Genomic DNA, 15,268 nt, shown 5'->3' on the forward strand with positions numbered 1-15,268 from the left:
TGGATGCAAATTTCCCCTTTACCGCCGCAACCCACGCGAACGAGGAACGACCATGCTGTACGCCGTTATCGCCACCGACGCACCGAACTCCCTGCAGGACCGCCTCGCCACCCGCCCGGCCCACTTGGCGCGCCTGGAACAGCTGAAGAACGAGGGTCGCCTGGTGCTTGCCGGCCCGCACCCTGCAATCGACAGCAACGACCCCGGCGAAGCCGGTTTCAGCGGCAGCCTGGTGGTCGCCGAATTCGAATCGCTGGAAGCCGCGCAGCAGTGGGCGGACGCCGATCCATACAAGGCCGCCGGCGTTTACGTGAATGTGGTGGTCAAGCCCTTCAAGAAAGTGCTGCCCTGAGCCGACACAGCGGGGATAGCGAATCCGCCCGGCCGTTGGGCTTCCACGGCCTCGTAAGGAAATAGGAGTTCCGATGCGTCAACGACCGCTTTCCCTGCTGCTTGCCCTGATCCTGCTGGCGCCAGCGCTGCAGGCTGAAGAAGTGCCAACCGAGCCCGCGCTTCCGGTTCTGGAAACCACCGAACCCGAAGAATCCGCGCCGGCCGAGGCGCAGCAAACCGACCCCGCTCCCCAGGCGGCACGCCTGGCCAGCGATACCACCGAAGCCCTGCTGCTGCGTCTGCGCGAGGAAAACCGCCGGCTGCGCATGCAGTTGCAAGCCGAGCAGTCGAAGGTTCTGCCGGCGTTGCTGAACGAGCAGCAGCAATGGTTCGCGGTGGGCGGAGCCGTTGGCGTCACCAGCTTCTTACTGGGCCTGCTGGTGACGCGCGGCCGGCGTCGGCGCCAGTGGCTCAATTGAGTAACAGGCAAACATGAGCGAATTGCTGCTTATCGATGATGATCAGGAGCTGTGCGAGCTGCTGATCAGCTGGCTCGCACAGGAAGGCTTCGTCGCCCATGCCTGCCATGACGGGCAGAGCGCGAAGCAGGCGTTGGCGCAGTATCAGCCCGCCGCGGTAGTACTGGATGTGATGCTGCCGGACGGCAGCGGCCTTGAACTGCTCAAGCAGCTGCGCAGCGAACATCCGGACCTCCCGGTGTTGATGCTGTCCGGTCGTGGCGAACCGCTGGACCGCATCCTCGGACTCGAGCTCGGTGCCGACGACTATCTGGCCAAGCCCTGCGACCCGCGTGAACTGACCGCGCGCCTGCGCGCCGTGCTGCGCCGCAGCCAACCGGCGGCGCAGCCCAGCCAGCTCGAGCTTGGCGACCTCAGCTACAGCCCAGCCCGCGGCGTTGCCAACATCGGAGGGCATGACATCAGTCTGACGCTGTCCGAGGGCCGCATCCTCGAGGCGCTGCTGGCCCAGGCCGGCGAGCCGATCGACAAGCAGGCCCTTGCCCAGCATGCACTGGGTCGCAAGCTCACACTCTACGACCGCAGCCTGGACATGCATGTCAGCAACCTGCGACGCAAGCTGGGCCCATACGCCGACGGTCGCCCGCGGATCGTTGCCCTGCGCAGCCGTGGCTATCTTTACTCGGCCTGATCGGCATCGGCTGATCGTCTTTACCGAGGCTTTACCCAGGGCTGACCGCCCTTGACCTTGCGCTACGTAGACTGAACTCATCCGGTCACCGAACAGCCACCAGCTTCTTCAATACCGCTGCGGCACGGCCGGTTTCCATACATAGGAGAGCTTCTTCATGCGCAAGTCACTCGTAGCCCTGTTCATCGCCGCTGCCCTGCCGACCCTCGCCTTCGCCGTGCCCGGCGGTATGCACGACGGCCCTCATGGCGGCAAAAGAGCCCCGCACATGTTCCAGGAGCTGGACCTGACAAAGGAACAGCAGCGCGAAATGCGCAAGCTGATGGGCGAACAGATGAAGCAGCGCCAGGCGATCACCCAGCGCTACCTCGACAAGTTGCCCGAAGCCGAACGCCAGGCCATGCAGAAGGATCTGGACGCCAGTCGAGAAAAGACTCACCAGAGCATGCGCGCCCTGCTCAAGCCGGAGCAGCAGAAAGCCTTCGATGAAGGCCTGAAGAAAATGGAAGAAAAGCGCGCCGAACGCGCCGAATTCCTCAAGTGGAAGGCCGAGCGCGATCAGAAGAACTGATCCGGCGGTCCATCTGATACCCCGCCCGGCAGCGTCCGCCCGTCATGTGATGGGCGAAGCGTGCCGGGCTTTTTGCCGTGGAGAGACCCGGTGCGATCACTTTTCTGGCGCATACTCGCAACCTTCTGGCTGGCCATTGCCCTGGTCGCCGGCCTGGCGATGCTGCTCGGCCATGCACTGAACCAGGATGCCTGGATTCTCGGTCGGCATCCCGCCTTGCAGGGCCTGGCCGAGACCTGGACCGAAGTGTACGAGCGCCAGGGCCCGCTGGCCGCTCAGCGGCTGCTCGAACAGCACCGCCATCGTGCACGGGTCGATGTACAGGTCCTGGCGGAAAACGGCCAGCCGATCATCCGCGGTACCTTCCCCGCCCGCGCTGCCGCCTTCGAGGCGCGCCATCAGGATCGCGAGCGTCCACTGCCCTGGCGACGCCTGACCGCCGACTACACCAGCCCGACCACCGGCGAAACCTACCTGTTCATCTACCGTATTCCGCATCCCGAACTGCAGGCCTGGCACCGCGGCAGCCTGGCCTGGCCGCTGAGTGCGCTGGGCATCGCTCTGGTGGTGCTGACCGGCTTCAGCCTGCTGCTGACGCTCTCCATCACCCGACCGCTGGATCGCCTGCGCCGTGCCGTGCACGACCTCGGCCAGACGACCTATCAGCAGCAGTCGCTGGCGCGCCTGGCGACCCGCCGCGACGAGCTCGGCGTGCTGGCCAGCGATTTCAATCGCATGGGTGCGCGCTTGCAGGCACTGATCGGCAGCCAGCGACAGTTGCTGCGCGACGTGTCCCACGAATTGCGCTCGCCGCTGGCGCGACTGCGCATTGCCCTGGGCCTGGCCGAGCGCGCCACGCCCAGCGAACGCGAGGTGATCTGGCCACGGCTGGCCAAGGAATGCGACCGCCTGGAGGCGTTGATCAGCGAGATTCTGGAACTCTCGCGGCTGGATGCCGAGCCCGGCGCGGCAATCGACGTCGATCTGCCCGATATGTTCGAACAACTGAAGGACAACGCCCGTATCGTCGCCCCCACGCAACGTATCGACAGTCGCGTCGAACCCGGCATCCGCTACACGGGCTGGCCGGATATGCTCGAGCGTGCGCTGGACAATCTGCTGCGCAATGCCCTGCGCTTCAATCCAGAAGGGGTGCCGGTGGAGCTGCGCGCCCAGCGCGACGGCCAGGACCTGGTGATCAGCGTTCGCGACCATGGCCCCGGTGTCGCTAACGAGCATCTGTCCCAGCTCAGCGAACCCTTCTTTCGCGCTCCGGGCCAGACCGCGGCCGGGCATGGCCTTGGACTGGCCATCGCCAGGCGCGCTGCCGAGCGCCACGGCGGCCGCCTGCAACTGGCCAATCACCCCGACGGCGGCTTCGTCGCCAGCCTGCATCTACCGCTGACTGGCGTGGCGAGCAGGACTTCAGACGATCTGGCGTCTCACTGACCGGTCCAACGCTGGATGAACTCTTCGGGTGCGAGAACCGGCGCGCTGCGCACGCGCCCCTCCGGTGTACCCAGATAGAGGAAGCCCAGCAGGCGCTCCTGCTCGGTCAACCCGAGCCCCTCGAGCACCCGCGGATCGTAGGAAAACTCCCCGGTGCGCCACACCGCTCCGATGCCCTGGGCATGCGCGGCGAGCAGCAGACCATGCGCCGCGCAGCCGGCAGCGAGTACCTGCTCGCCTTCAGGCACCTTCGGATGCGGCTTCACGCTGGCGATCACCAACACCAGCATCGGTGCCCGCAACGGCATGTTGCGCGCTTTCTGCAGCGCCTCCTCGGCAGCATCGGCATTGCGCACACGCAGGGCCTCGGCGAACAGTTCGCCAAGCTTGTGGCGGGCATCACCTTCGATGATCAGGAAGCGCCACGGGTGTAGTTGACCATGGTCCGGAGCGCGCAGTCCGGCACGGAACATCAGGTCGAGCTGATCGGCGGTGGGGGCCGGTTCGCACAGGCGGGTGACCGAAACGCGGTTGAGCAGCAGATCCAGAGCGTCCATCCATTACCTCCTAAGGCGGTCGGACATTCTAGAGGCAGTTGCCGCCTTGCCGCGAGTGATGGCTGGCCGACAGTTCAGTCGATGTCCCGATTCAGGCCACCCGATCCGGCGACAGATGCGGCTGCAGCGGCGGCACCAGCGGTGGCAGGCCATGGGCAGCACGGGCGGCATCGCAGTGCGGGTTGTGCTCGCCATTCTCCCAGGAGGCCTCGAACTCGCGGCAGGTGCTCGAACGCTGCTCGTACATGCTGCAACGGACCCCACAGCCGACGTCACCGAGCAGGCCGACGCAGCGCGCGGGTTTGCTGTCGGTGCCGAGCATGGCGACATGGAACGGCGACACCTGGACGGTCAGATGGTCGGGCACCGCGCCGCCCGCCGACACGCATTCACCAAAATAGAAGGACACACGAAAGTACGCGCAGCAGGCGCCGCACGTGAGGCAGGGATTGTCGATGGACATGAGAGGTGAACACCCAGAGACCGGAATGGGCCGGCGCCCGGGCGGCTATTCTATTCATGCCAATGCGCTTGGGAAGAGCCCTCGAGCGCGCCGCGAAAACATTTTTCGCGCAACCGCCGAGCGGTTTACTGCGGCAACGACGCGGGTAGAATGTCCGCCCCCTTCCCCACCGTGCCGAGCACCCCTACATGGCTTTGCCGACCCTGCGCATCATCGGTTTCATACTCGGCATTTTCCTGATCACGCTGGCCGTGAGCATGATCATTCCCATGCTGACCTTGCTCGTATTCGAACGCACCGATGATCTGCAGGCGTTCATCTGGGGTAGCCTGATCACCTTTTCCTGTGGTTTCGCGCTGGTCGCCCCGGGCAGGCCGGCCAATACCCAGCTGCGACCGCGCGACATGTACTTCCTGACCACCATCAGCTGGGTGGTGGTGTGCTGCTTCGCCGCGCTACCGCTGATGCTGATCCAGCATGTCAGCTACTCCGACGCGTTCTTCGAAACCATGTCCGGCATCACCACCACCGGCGCCACGGTAATTTCCGGGCTGGACAACGCTTCGCCCGGCCTGCTCATGTGGCGCTCGCTGCTGCACTGGCTGGGCGGCATCGGCTTCATCGGTATGGCCATCGCGATCCTGCCGTTGCTGCGGGTTGGTGGCATGAGGCTGTTTCAGACCGAATCCTCCGACTGGTCGGAAAAGGTCATGCCGCGTTCGCATATTGCTGGCCAGTACCTGCTGATGATCTACGTGGCCTTCACGCTTGCGGCTTTCATCGCCTTCCTGCTGACCGGCATGAGCGCCTTCGATGCCATCAACCATGCGATGTCCACCGTCGCTACCGGCGGTTTCTCCACCTCGGACGCCTCGATGGGTAAGTTCGGCCCCTCCGCCCACTGGGTCGCGGTCTTCTTCATGATCCTCGGCAGCCTGCCGTTCACGCTGTACGTCATGACCTTGCGCGGCCATCGCACTGCGCTGCTCAAGGACCAACAGGTGCGCGGGTTCGTGCTCATGCTGGCCATCACGAGCCTGCTGTTCAGCGGCTGGTACTGGCTGAACAACGATGTGCCGGCACTGGATGCACTGCGCATCGTCACCTTCAGCGTGGTATCGGTGGTCACCACCACCGGCTTCGCCGTGGATGACTACACCCAGTGGGGTGGTTTCGCGGTGATGGCGTTCTTCTACCTGACCTTTATCGGCGGCTGCTCGGGCTCGACCTCGGGCGGCTTGAAGATGTTTCGCTTCCAGGTGGCCTACTCGCTGCTCCGCGCCAACTTCAAGCAACTGATCCACCCCCGCGCGGTCATCCGCCAGCAATACAACGGGCACAACCTGGACGAGGAAATCGTTCGCTCGATCCTCACATTCTCCTTTTTCATCACCATGACCATTGGCGTGCTGGCGCTGTGCCTGGCGCTGCTCGGGCTCGACCCCATCACGGCGCTGACCGGCGCAGCAACCGCCGTCTGCAACGTCGGTCCGGGCCTGGGCGAGATCATCGGCCCGGCAGGCAACTTCTCGACGCTGCCGGACACCGCGAAATGGCTACTGTCGATTGGCATGCTGCTCGGACGGCTGGAAATCATCACCGTCCTAGTGCTGCTGACGCCCGCGTTCTGGCGGCACTGATCAGCTGCTGCGCCTGAACAGCCGCCCGCCGAGGCTTACCAGCGCAAGCACCACACCGCCGGCCAGAATGCCGAACGCCGCATCGAGCAGCGTCGGCAGCAGTCCGCCGAGCACCACGCCGACATAGGGCAGCCCGAGCGCATCATGGGCGCTGCTTTCGATGAAATGATGAACAGCGCCGATGCCGTGGGTGAGAATGCCCCCGCCGACCATGAACATCGCGGCCGTACCAACCACTGACAAGGCCTTCATCAGCCAGGGCGCGACCATGAGGATGCCGCGCCCGAAGGCGCTGGCCGCACCGCTGGATTTCCTGCTCAGTGCCAGTCCGAGATCGTCCAGCTTGACGATCGCGGCTACTAATCCGTAAACCCCTACGGTCATGACGATGGCGATGCCCACCAGCACCAGCACCTGCTGCGTGAAAGTCGCAGCCGCGACCGTTCCGAGGGTGATCGCAATGATCTCGGCCGAGAGGATGAAATCAGTACGCACAGCGCCACTGATCTTGCGTTTTTCGAACGCGACGATATCCACCGAGGGGTCCGCAAGGGCCTTTACCGTTTCGGCATGCTCGCTGGCGTCATCGTGATGCAGGAAACGATGCGCGAGCTTCTCGAAGCCCTCATAGCAGAGGAACGCGCCGCCCAGCATCAACAGTGGCGTGATTGCCCAAGGTATGAACGCGCTGATCAGTAGCGCCGCAGGCACCAGAATCGCCTTGTTGCGAAACGAACCCTTGGCCACTGCCCAGACCACCGGCAACTCGCGATCGGCCTTGACGCCAGTGACTTGCTGGGCGTTGAGCGCGAGGTCATCGCCCAGTACCCCCGCGGTTTTTTTCGCCGCGACCTTGGTCATTACCGACACATCGTCGAGCACGGTCGCGATATCGTCGATCAGTGCGAGCAGGCTGCTGGCCAATTGTATGTCTCCATCGGTTGAATGTTTCGCAGCCGTAGCGGCCCGTCGTAGATAAGGCTATGTATGCCAGAACAGGTTCCTAGGCATGCCCTCGCAGGGCCTGACGGTATTCCCCAGGCGTCACCCCGAACCAGCGCTTGAAGGCCCGATAGAAGTTGCTCGGATCGGCGAAGCCGAGCAGATAGGCTATCGCCAGAGGCGCCAGATCCGGTTGGCAAAGGTACTGTACCGCCAGATCGCGGCGCGTATCGTCGAGCAACTTCTGGAAGCTGCTACCTTCTTCCTGCAAGCGGCGCTGCAGGGTCCTCTCGGACAGGCACAGCGCCTGCGCCACTGTCTCGCGCCGGGGTTCTCCTTGCGGCAGCATCCGGCACAGCATCTGCCGAGCCTGGTGCATCACCCTCGTATCGACGAAACGCGAGAGGTATTCGCCGGCAAAGCGGTCATGCAGTTGCGCCAAGGCTTCGTTGGCCGTCGGCAGCGGGGCTTCGACATCAGCCCGGCGAAACAGCAACGCGTAGCGTGCTGCGCCGAAACGAAGCGGGGCCTGGAACAGCTGCCGATAGGGCTCCAGATCATCCGGTGCCGGGCCCTGGAAGCTGACTTCCAGCGGCCGCAAGGCCGTACCGGTCAACCAGCGGCAGAACGTCAGGCAGCCGGCCAGCGAGCCCTCGGCGCTTTGCCGGGCAGGCGGCAGGCGATCGCCGTGGATGGTCAGACTGAGGCGGTAGCCCTGGGCGCAGGGCTGGAAGTCCAGATCAGCCCCCTCGGCGATGATTCTCTGATAGCGCACCAGACGGGCGAAGCCGTCCTGCAGATTGCGACTGGACATCAGGGCGTAGCCCACCACGTTCAACGCAGCCGGGCGGGCCTGGCGGGCCATGTCCAGGCCGATCGCCGGGTTGCCGGAAACCTCCACGGCGCGCCGCCACAGGCGAGTCATGTCGTCCTGGGCGAAACGGGCGTCGGCATCGTTGAGGGCCGCGTAGTCCAGGCCTAGCTCTGTGAACAGCTGCCGGCAGTCTACGCCTGCCGACTCCAGCGCCTGGACGATGCCCTGCGCCCAACTGGATGAAGTGGTGCGTTCGCTCATGAGGCTTCTTGTTCTTCGAATGATCGGGCTACGAAGCCCAAGGCTACTAAACTGGCCCTGATTGTCACTGACCGGCCGGATAAGGCAAGGCTAAGCTGGCCGACGACAATAACAGGAGGTACGCCATGAAAACGCAAACCGCCGAACGCTTCACCCGCTTTGCCGATTTCTACCCGTTCTACCTGGCCGAGCACAGCAACCCGACCTGCCGCCGGCTGCACTTCGTCGGCAGCCTGCTGGTACTGACGATCCTCGGCTATGCCCTATCCACCGGACAATGGGCATGGCTGCTGGCGATGCCGCTGGCAGGCTATGGCTTCGCTTGGGTCGGCCACTTCGTATTCGAGAAGAACCGCCCGGCCACCTTCCAGTACCCGCTGTACAGTTTTCTCGGCGACTGGGTCATGTTCAGGGACATGCTGACCGGCCGAATCCGCTTCTGAGTGCGACGGTGGCAACATATCCGACCGATGCCACCATTCTTTTCAACCTCTGGTTTGGCGATGCTGCGCCGCTTGGTTATGATCACCCGGCTATCGCGCAGCCGCTGACCGCCGAGCGGGCTGCGCAATGGCAAGGCTGAGCGCAGCTCGACAACCGTCTCACAGCAGATCGTGCGTGCGACGACCCCCGCCTCAGCCTGCAAGGCGCATAGAAAAAGGCGTCGAATCATTACCAGGGATCGTAAGCACACATGACTTCCAGCACGGTTGAGCGCCGCAATGGCCTCGCTACTCGCCCGTTACGCGAGTACTACTCTCGTGTGCTCGCCTACCTGGCCTGCGCCGCCACGCTTGCTGCCGGAACCTACACCCAATACTTCTCGATAGACCTGCTGTGGATGGTGCCATACGCACTGCTCTACCCACACCTGGCCTATCACCTGAGCTACCGCTTCAAGCGCGACCATCCCGAGCGGACCTCGCAGGCATTGCTTTGCCTGGATGCGCTGAACGCCGGCGCCGGCATTTACCTGCTCGGTTTCTCGATCGTACCCAGTCTGATGTTCCTGCTCACCCTCAGCTTCAGCGCGCTGGTCATCGGCAGCCTGCGCAACCTGACGCTGGCACTGGTGTGCGTCGTGATCGGACTCGGGGCCGGTTTCCTGCTGCTGCCCTTGACCTACCAGGGCACCACACCGCCACTGGTTTCGCTGGTCAGCATCCTCTTCACCACCTTCTACGTCTGCGCCACGGCCTACTTCGTTCATCAACAGGGCCAACGCCTGGCCCAGGCACGCAAGGAGATCGAGACGGAACAGGCCAAGGCCGCCCGCCTCGCCCGCAACCTCGCCAAGTACCTCTCACCGCAGGTATGGGAATCGATCTTTACCGGCAAGCGCAGCGTGCGCCTCGAGACCCAACGCAAACGCCTCACCGTGTTCTTCTCCGACATCAAGGGTTTCACCGAACTGTCCGAAGAGCTGGAAGCCGAAGCCCTCACCGACCTGCTCAACAACTACCTCAACGAGATGTCGAAGATCGCCCTCAAGTACGGCGGCACCATCGACAAATTCGTCGGTGACTGCGTCATGGTGTTCTTCGGCGACCCAACCAGCCAGGGCGCGAAGAAGGATGCAGTGGCCGCGGTATCCATGGCCATCGCCATGCGCAAGCACATGAAGGTGCTGCGTCAGCAATGGCGCGCGCAGGGCATCACGCGCCCGATGGAGATCCGCATGGGCATCAATACCGGTTACTGCACGGTGGGCAACTTCGGCGCCGATACGCGCATGGACTACACCATCATTGGCCGCGAAGTGAACCTCGCTAGCCGTCTGGAAAGCGCTGCCGAGGCCAGCGAGATTCTGGTCTCGCACGAGACCTACTCGCTGATCAAGGACGTGATCATGTGCCGCGACAAGGGCCAGATCGCGGTCAAGGGCTTCTCCCGCCCGGTACAGATCTATCAAGTGGTCGACTTCCGCCGCGACCTGGGCGCCACCTGCAGTTTCGTCGAACATGAACTGCCGGGCTTTTCCATGTATCTCGACACCAATGGCGTGCAGAACTTCGACAAGGAGCGAGTCATCCAGGCCCTGCAGCAGGCTGCCGAGAAACTTCGCGACAAGGTCATCCTCTGATTACCTGAGACAAGCTTCTGGCCGTTTTCCGCAGGCTCCGCGTTCTGCGGTGCCTGCCCCCACGAGAACCAGCTTCATGCTTTCGCTGCGCAACTATCGCCATGATCTCATCGCGCATACCCATGACCATCCGCAACTGGTATTTGGCCTGGATGGCTTGCTGGAATTCGAGATTGCCGGGCGCGGTAGCTGCGTCGGCGAACAGCGCCTGGCAGTGATCCCCTCAGCAGTGCATCACGCCTGCTCGAGCACCAAGGGCAGTCGCTGCCTGGTGCTGGACGTTCCATCCGGACGCTGGGTGAGTGATAACCTGGGCCGCCACACCGAGCACAGCCTGCGCCTGCTGGACCGACCGAACACCCTGCAGCTGACACCCGCTCAGTGCAACCTCATTACCTGGCTGGCCAACGGCCCGATCAACGATCCACTGGTGGCCGAACAGGGTGGCGTCCTCTTGCTGGCCAGCCTGGCCGGGGAGCCAGTGCAGCCGCGTGGCGGCCGAACGCTCGGGCTGGCGGCGATCGATGCCTTCATCGACCGACATCTGGCGCATCCGCTGCAAGTCACTGACCTTGCGCGGGTCGCTGGCCTTTCGGCTGCACGCCTGCACGCACGGCTGCTCGAGGAAACCGGGCGCACACCGATCGACTACGTACGTCGACGCCGCCTGCACCACGCAGAGAAGCTGTTGCACGAGACCCACCTGCCGATCGGCGAGATCGCCGCGCGGGTGGGCTATAGCTCGCAAAGCGCCTTCACCGCCGCGCTGGTCCGAGAACGGGGCTGTACACCACGAGCGTTGCGACGCGAGTTTCGCGATAAAAACCGGTAGTAACGCGACAGACTGGCACACCGTCGCGGTCTAGCATGGGGCCTTCAACTGCAATTGCAGGCAACGACAACCCCATGAACATTTCGCGATCGATCCATCCACAATCTGGCCGGTGCGCAGCGCCCGGACGCTCGTGCCGGTCATGACACCACGCAACGCCCTGCTGGCGATCCATCTCGGCGCACTGATGTTCGGCCTCTCCGGCGTGCTCGGAAAACTGGCCGACAGTCCGGCGCTGATCATCACCTTCGGCCGCGCGCTGTTCGCCGTACTGGCCCTGCTGCTCGTCGCCCAATTACTCAAGCCCAGCGGTGCACTGCCGGATTGGCGACAGCGCGGCAGACTGGCGCTCGGCGGTCTGCTGCTCGGCGCACACTGGCTGACGTTCTTCATCGCGGTAAAGATCGCCGGGGTCGGCATCGCCACGCTCGGTTTCGCCAGCTTCCCAGCCTTCACCGTGCTGCTCGAAGGCGTTCTGTTTCGCGAACGCACCCGCGCCGTCGAATTCACCATGGTCGGTCTTGTATGCGCGGGTCTGCTACTGGTAGCACCTACGTTCGACCTCGACAGCGCCCCGACTGCGGGCCTCCTCTACGGCGTGCTCTCGGGACTGCTGTTCGCGTTGCTGTCGCTGCTCAACCGAGCGGTCACCCGCGGTCTGGATCCGGTGCACTCGGCGCTCTGGCAGAATCTCGCGGTCTTCGCCTGCCTGCTGCCGTGGAGCTGGCGAGGCCTTCCCGCCGTGCCAGCACCGGACTGGCTCTGGCTGGCTCTGCTCGGGATACTCTGCACGGGACTGGCCCATAGCCTGTTCGTCGCCAGCTTGCGCGTCCTGAAGGCACGCACCACGTCGGTGATCTTTGCTCTGGAGCCGGTCTACGGTATCGCCTTTGCCTGGTGGCTGTTCAACGAGCAGCCGACTCTGCGCATGCTGCTGGGCGGAGCGATGATCATCGTCGCCAGCATCGTCACCAGCCGGCTGAAGAGCCCGCCTGGCGCCGTAGCGAAGCTGGCGAGCTGACCTCAGCGGTCGTTGTGGCCTAACGAGCGCTGCGGGTCGATGCGGTCACGTACCCGCTGCTTCAGTTCCTTGGCCTCGGGAAAGCCACCATCGCGCTTGCGCTCCCAGATCTGCTCACCGTCGCAGGTGATGTGAAAGGTGCCGCCAGTAGCCGGAACCAGGCACACGCGACCGAGATCGTCGGCGAAAGTCGAAAGCAGCTCCTGGGCCAGCCAGGCCGCGCGCAGCAGCCACTGGCATTGCGTGCAGTAGGTAATGGCGATCTCGGGCTTGGCATGGGTCATGGTGGCGTCTCCGATCGGTGTATGGCGGCCTATAATAGCCGCCCCGCCAAGCTCGCCCCGGTCCCAAGCCATGTTCCGCCTGCTCTCTGCCCTGCTATTGCTCGTTGCCCTGCCACTTACCGCAGCCGAGCCGGTCCAGCCGAAGGTCGGCCTGGTCCTGTCCGGCGGCGCGGCGCGCGGCCTCGCCCATGTCGGCGTACTCAAGGCGCTGGAGGAGCAAGGCGTGCGCGTCGATGCGATCGCCGGCACCAGCATGGGCGCTGTAGTCGGTGGGCTGTATGCGGCCGGCTACAGCGTGGCCGAGCTGGAGCGCCTGGCCCTGACCCTCGACTGGCAACAGGTGCTGTCCGACGATCCGCCACGCCAGGACATCCCTTACCGCCGCAAGCAGGATGATCGCGACTTCCTGATCAAACAGAAACTCAGCTTTCGCGACGACGGTAGCCTCGGCCTGCCGCTGGGCGTGATCCAGGGCCAGAATCTCGCCCTGCTGCTCGAGCGCCTGCTGGTTCATGCCAGCGATACCCGCAACTTCGACCAGCTGCCGATCCCGTTCCGCGCCGTGGCCACCGACATTGCCAACGATGAGAAGGTGGTCTTCCGCAGCGGCCACCTGCCGCAGGTCATTCGCGCCAGCATGTCGATCCCGGCGGTGTTCGCACCGGTGGAAATCGAAGACCGGCTGCTGGTCGACGGCGGCATGGTAGACAACATCCCAATGGACGTGGCGCGCGACATGGGCGTCGATCGGCTCATCGTGGTCGACATCGGTACGCCGCTCAAGCCGCGCAAGGAACTGCTGACCGTGGTCGATGTACTGAACCAGACCACGACGATGATGACGCGGCGCAACTCCGAGGCACAGCTGGCGACGCTGCAGCCTCAGGACCTGCTGATCCAACCCCCGCTGGCGGCTTACGGCTCGACCGACTTCGACCGCGCCGAGCAGCTGGTCGATGCCGGTTACCGCGCCACGCTCGCCCTCGAGGGGCGCCTGGCCGAGCTGCGTACCACAACCGGCGGCAACCCCGCGCTCAGCCTGGCACGCTCAAGCGACCCGCGCACACCCGTGATCACCGCGATCCGGGTGGACAACGATTCCAAGGTGGGCGACGCAGTTATTCGCCGGCACATCCGCCAGCGACTGGGCGAGCCGCTCGATCTGGAAGACCTGCAGAAGGATATGGGCACGCTCTACGGACTGGATTACTTCGAGCGGGTCGAATACCGCGTCCAGCGCGGCAAGCTGGGCAATACGCTGGTCATCAGTGCGCGCGAGAAGCGCAGCGGCACCGATTACTTGCGCCTGGGACTCAGCCTGTCCGATGACTTCCAGGGCGACAGCGTATTCAACCTGGGCGCCAGCTACCGGAAGAACGGCATCAACCAACTGGGTGCCGAATGGCTCACGCGCTTGCAGCTGGGCGACCGTCAGGAGCTCTACAGCGAGTTCTACCAGCCGTTGGACGCAGGCTCACGCTGGTTCGTCGCGCCGAATCTGTTCATCGAAGCGCAGAACATCGAGGCCATTCTCGACAACGATCCGATCGCCGAATATCGCCTGCAGCGCTACGGCTACGGTATGAATCTGGGTCGCCAGATTGCCAACAATGGCGAGATCCGCTTCGGTATCGGCCAGGCCTGGGGCGAGGCAGACGTTCGGATCGGTGAGCGCGACCTGCCGGACTTCAGCTTCACCGAAGGCTACTACGAGCTGCAGTACTCGTTCGACACGCTGGACGATGTCGATTTTCCGCGCGAAGGCGAAGACATTCGCCTGACCCTGCGCCAGTACGACCCCAGCCTGAGCTCGGATCAGCGCTACCGGCAATGGCAGCTCAAGCTGGACAAGGCGCTTAGCCAGGATGCCAATACCTGGGTGCTCGGCGGGCGCTACGGTCGCACACTGGACGATGCCGAGGTCGTGACGTCGAGTTTTCTCCTCGGCGGAGCGCGGCAGTTATCAGGCTTCCGTCAGGACGCGCTGGCCGGGCAGAACATCAGCCTGGGGCGGGTGGTTTACTACCGCCGCATGACGCAACGCAGCTTCCTGCCGCTGGACTTCCCGGTGTATCTGGGAGCATCACTGGAGCGCGGGCGTGCCTGGAACAACGGCAACGACTTCGACAGTGGCTACATCGACGCAGCCAGCGTATTCCTTGGCTACGACACGCCGCTGGGCCCGTTGAACTTCGGCTACGGCGTCAATGACGAGGACGAGCAGGCGCTCTACATGAACCTGGGACGCAGCTTCTAGCGCTTGTCCAGATTGGCGAGAATTCGCGCATGCACCTGCTGGCACTTGCGCAGATCCTCCTCGTCGATGCCGGCAAATGCTTCCTGGCGGACCTGGGTGGAAATCGCCTCGATTTTCTCGATCAGCGGCAGTGCCGGTGCGCCCAGCGATATTCGTTTGGCACGCCGATCTTCCGCCGAAGCCTTGCGGTGCACGAGCCCCTGCGCTTCGAGGCTATCGAGCAGACGCGCCAGCGTGGGGCCTTCCACCGCCACGCTCTGCGCCAGCTCGCGCTGAGTAGGTTCGTGATCGAAACGAGCAAGGTGCAGCAGCACCAGCCAACGTGCCTGTGACAGCCCCAGATCGGCCAGGCGGCGGTCCAGTTCTGCGCGCCAGCCACGCGAGAGTTGTGCCAGTTGCATGGCGAAGCGATGTTGCTCGGCGTACATGTACGACTTTTCCTGCAAAAACTAATTATTAGTGAGCTAATCACAGCTCTGAAATGCAGGCAAGACGACCTTTGGCCGTTGATAGCCCGACAGAAGTCGAAATGATGGCACTACGCGCCCAGATGTAGCCGTGCAATGCCCTCAGCGCTGCGCCTTGCGGCGT

At 63.9% G+C, this 15,268-nt stretch carries 17 protein-coding genes; 11 read left to right on the forward strand and 6 right to left on the reverse strand.

Annotated features, from left to right (window positions below; all coding sequences use genetic code 11):
• Positions 1-52 precede the first annotated feature (52 nt).
• The 5 genes from HZR81_RS05340 (at position 53) to HZR81_RS05360 (ending at position 3,523) form a co-directional block, all read left to right on the forward strand.
• Positions 53-352 (forward strand): YciI family protein, encoded by a 300-nt coding sequence (locus tag HZR81_RS05340; RefSeq protein WP_500127508.1) that lies wholly within the window; start codon positions 53-55, stop codon positions 350-352.
• Between the two features lie 73 nt (positions 353-425).
• Positions 426-812 (forward strand): hypothetical protein, encoded by a 387-nt coding sequence (locus HZR81_RS05345; protein ID WP_500127509.1) that lies wholly within the window; start codon positions 426-428, stop codon positions 810-812.
• Positions 813-825: 13 nt separating this feature from the next.
• The gene (locus tag HZR81_RS05350; RefSeq protein ID WP_500127510.1) at positions 826-1,503 is read left to right on the forward strand and encodes a response regulator transcription factor; all 678 of its coding nucleotides are present in this window, start codon (positions 826-828) and stop codon (positions 1,501-1,503) included.
• Between the two features lie 157 nt (positions 1,504-1,660).
• Positions 1,661-2,074 (forward strand): Spy/CpxP family protein refolding chaperone, encoded by a 414-nt coding sequence (locus tag HZR81_RS05355; protein WP_500127511.1) that lies wholly within the window; start codon positions 1,661-1,663, stop codon positions 2,072-2,074.
• A 90-nt stretch (positions 2,075-2,164) separates the two neighbouring features.
• Positions 2,165-3,523, forward strand: a complete 1,359-nt coding sequence (locus tag HZR81_RS05360) for a sensor histidine kinase (RefSeq protein WP_500127512.1) — start codon at positions 2,165-2,167, stop codon at positions 3,521-3,523.
• Here HZR81_RS05360 and HZR81_RS05365 read toward each other — a convergent pair.
• Positions 3,517-4,080, reverse strand: coding sequence for an NAD(P)H nitroreductase (locus tag HZR81_RS05365; RefSeq protein WP_500127513.1), 564 nt, complete (start codon positions 4,078-4,080; stop codon positions 3,517-3,519). The two genes, HZR81_RS05360 and HZR81_RS05365, sit on opposite strands and share 7 nt — an antisense overlap.
• Positions 4,081-4,171: 91 nt before the next feature.
• Positions 4,172-4,543: a YkgJ family cysteine cluster protein gene (locus HZR81_RS05370; protein WP_011913570.1), complete on the reverse strand. Its 372-nt coding sequence runs from the start codon at positions 4,541-4,543 to the stop codon at positions 4,172-4,174.
• A gap of 188 nt (positions 4,544-4,731) precedes the next feature.
• Here HZR81_RS05370 and HZR81_RS05375 point away from each other — a divergent pair, with 188 nt between their 5' ends.
• Positions 4,732-6,183, forward strand: a complete 1,452-nt coding sequence (locus HZR81_RS05375; RefSeq protein WP_063540460.1) for a TrkH family potassium uptake protein — start codon at positions 4,732-4,734, stop codon at positions 6,181-6,183.
• On the opposite strand, the gene HZR81_RS05380 is transcribed toward HZR81_RS05375, so the two are convergent.
• Positions 6,184-7,107, reverse strand: a complete 924-nt coding sequence (locus HZR81_RS05380; protein ID WP_500127514.1) for a DUF808 domain-containing protein — start codon at positions 7,105-7,107, stop codon at positions 6,184-6,186.
• Between the two features lie 79 nt (positions 7,108-7,186).
• The gene (locus tag HZR81_RS05385) at positions 7,187-8,200 is read right to left on the reverse strand and encodes an AraC family transcriptional regulator (protein ID WP_500127515.1); all 1,014 of its coding nucleotides are present in this window, start codon (positions 8,198-8,200) and stop codon (positions 7,187-7,189) included.
• Positions 8,201-8,325: 125 nt separating this feature from the next.
• Between HZR81_RS05385 and HZR81_RS05390 the strand changes: the two genes are divergently transcribed.
• The 4 genes from HZR81_RS05390 to HZR81_RS05405 all read left to right on the forward strand — a co-directional run bounded on the left by HZR81_RS05390 (position 8,326) and on the right by HZR81_RS05405 (position 12,136).
• Entirely contained in the window at positions 8,326-8,643 is a 318-nt protein-coding gene (locus HZR81_RS05390; RefSeq protein WP_133456761.1) for an Mpo1-like protein, read from the forward strand.
• Between the two features lie 251 nt (positions 8,644-8,894).
• Positions 8,895-10,283, forward strand: coding sequence for an adenylate/guanylate cyclase domain-containing protein (locus tag HZR81_RS05395; protein ID WP_133456760.1), 1,389 nt, complete (start codon positions 8,895-8,897; stop codon positions 10,281-10,283).
• A gap of 76 nt (positions 10,284-10,359) precedes the next feature.
• Complete coding sequence (locus HZR81_RS05400; protein WP_500127516.1) at positions 10,360-11,115, forward strand: helix-turn-helix domain-containing protein; 756 nt, start codon at positions 10,360-10,362, stop codon at positions 11,113-11,115.
• Between the two features lie 142 nt (positions 11,116-11,257).
• Entirely contained in the window at positions 11,258-12,136 is an 879-nt protein-coding gene (locus tag HZR81_RS05405; RefSeq protein ID WP_208216219.1) for a DMT family transporter, read from the forward strand.
• Positions 12,137-12,138: 2 nt separating this feature from the next.
• Here the strand turns inward: HZR81_RS05405 and HZR81_RS05410 are convergent, their stop codons facing one another.
• Complete coding sequence (locus tag HZR81_RS05410) at positions 12,139-12,420, reverse strand: Rdx family protein (RefSeq protein ID WP_063540466.1); 282 nt, start codon at positions 12,418-12,420, stop codon at positions 12,139-12,141.
• 70 nt (positions 12,421-12,490) lie between these two features.
• Between HZR81_RS05410 and HZR81_RS05415 the strand changes: the two genes are divergently transcribed.
• The gene (locus HZR81_RS05415; protein WP_500127517.1) at positions 12,491-14,677 is read left to right on the forward strand and encodes a patatin-like phospholipase family protein; all 2,187 of its coding nucleotides are present in this window, start codon (positions 12,491-12,493) and stop codon (positions 14,675-14,677) included.
• On the opposite strand, the gene HZR81_RS05420 is transcribed toward HZR81_RS05415, so the two are convergent.
• Positions 14,674-15,105, reverse strand: coding sequence for a MarR family transcriptional regulator (locus tag HZR81_RS05420; RefSeq protein ID WP_013983076.1), 432 nt, complete (start codon positions 15,103-15,105; stop codon positions 14,674-14,676). The genes HZR81_RS05415 and HZR81_RS05420 overlap by 4 nt on opposite strands.
• Positions 15,106-15,268 lie beyond the last annotated feature (163 nt).

The organism is Pseudomonas sp. LM13, assembly GCF_041381355.1.
Taxonomy (GTDB): domain Bacteria; phylum Pseudomonadota; class Gammaproteobacteria; order Pseudomonadales; family Pseudomonadaceae; genus Stutzerimonas; species Stutzerimonas frequens.

Coding starts and splice junctions, on each gene's coding strand:
- HZR81_RS05350 (WP_500127510.1), top strand. CDS start 826: ATGAGCGAATTGCTGCTTATCGATGATGATCAGGAGCTGTGCGAGCTG.
- HZR81_RS05375 (WP_063540460.1), top strand. CDS start 4,732: ATGGCTTTGCCGACCCTGCGCATCATCGGTTTCATACTCGGCATTTTC.
- HZR81_RS05365 (WP_500127513.1), bottom strand. CDS start 4,080: ATGGACGCTCTGGATCTGCTGCTCAACCGCGTTTCGGTCACCCGCCTG.
- HZR81_RS05345 (WP_500127509.1), top strand. CDS start 426: ATGCGTCAACGACCGCTTTCCCTGCTGCTTGCCCTGATCCTGCTGGCG.
- HZR81_RS05415 (WP_500127517.1), top strand. CDS start 12,491: ATGTTCCGCCTGCTCTCTGCCCTGCTATTGCTCGTTGCCCTGCCACTT.
- HZR81_RS05340 (WP_500127508.1), top strand. CDS start 53: ATGCTGTACGCCGTTATCGCCACCGACGCACCGAACTCCCTGCAGGAC.
- HZR81_RS05400 (WP_500127516.1), top strand. CDS start 10,360: ATGCTTTCGCTGCGCAACTATCGCCATGATCTCATCGCGCATACCCAT.
- HZR81_RS05390 (WP_133456761.1), top strand. CDS start 8,326: ATGAAAACGCAAACCGCCGAACGCTTCACCCGCTTTGCCGATTTCTAC.
- HZR81_RS05370 (WP_011913570.1), bottom strand. CDS start 4,543: ATGTCCATCGACAATCCCTGCCTCACGTGCGGCGCCTGCTGCGCGTAC.
- HZR81_RS05410 (WP_063540466.1), bottom strand. CDS start 12,420: ATGACCCATGCCAAGCCCGAGATCGCCATTACCTACTGCACGCAATGC.
- HZR81_RS05405 (WP_208216219.1), top strand. CDS start 11,258: ATGACACCACGCAACGCCCTGCTGGCGATCCATCTCGGCGCACTGATG.
- HZR81_RS05355 (WP_500127511.1), top strand. CDS start 1,661: ATGCGCAAGTCACTCGTAGCCCTGTTCATCGCCGCTGCCCTGCCGACC.
- HZR81_RS05420 (WP_013983076.1), bottom strand. CDS start 15,105: ATGTACGCCGAGCAACATCGCTTCGCCATGCAACTGGCACAACTCTCG.
- HZR81_RS05385 (WP_500127515.1), bottom strand. CDS start 8,200: ATGAGCGAACGCACCACTTCATCCAGTTGGGCGCAGGGCATCGTCCAG.
- HZR81_RS05395 (WP_133456760.1), top strand. CDS start 8,895: ATGACTTCCAGCACGGTTGAGCGCCGCAATGGCCTCGCTACTCGCCCG.